The 334-nt window shown below is 80.2% G+C and carries 1 protein-coding gene; it reads left to right on the top strand.

Features of this window, described 5'->3' with window-relative positions; all coding sequences use genetic code 11:
* On the top strand, window positions 1-334 hold a 334-nt coding region (locus JL475_RS39465), incomplete at both ends, for a hypothetical protein (protein ID WP_202282988.1).

The raw sequence follows: 334 nt of genomic DNA, 5'->3' as shown, positions 1-334 counted from the left end.
GGCCACCGGATCCCAGACCGAGGCCGGCCGCGCCGCCGAGCTGGCCGGCCACGCCACCACCCCGCCCGGCCTCGAGGCCCACCTGGCCGCCCTGACCAAGACCGCACTGCCCGCCGTGGGCATCGGCGGCGCCGCGGTCACTCTCCTCGGACTGCTGCGCGGCCTGCCGGTCCGTGAGGCGCTCGCCTCCGGGGTGGCCGTCGCGGTCGCCGCCGTCCCCGAGGGCCTGCCACTGGTGGCCACCGTGGCCCAGTCCGCCGCCGCCCGCCGCCTGTCCCGCCACGGGGTCCTGACCCGCTCCGCCCGCGTCCTGGAAGCCCTCGGCCGCACCGAC

The organism is Streptomyces sp. M2CJ-2 (assembly GCF_016757295.1).
Taxonomy (GTDB): Bacteria; Actinomycetota; Actinomycetes; order Streptomycetales; family Streptomycetaceae; genus Streptomyces.
This window is presented reverse-complemented; position numbering and strand designations above follow the sequence as displayed.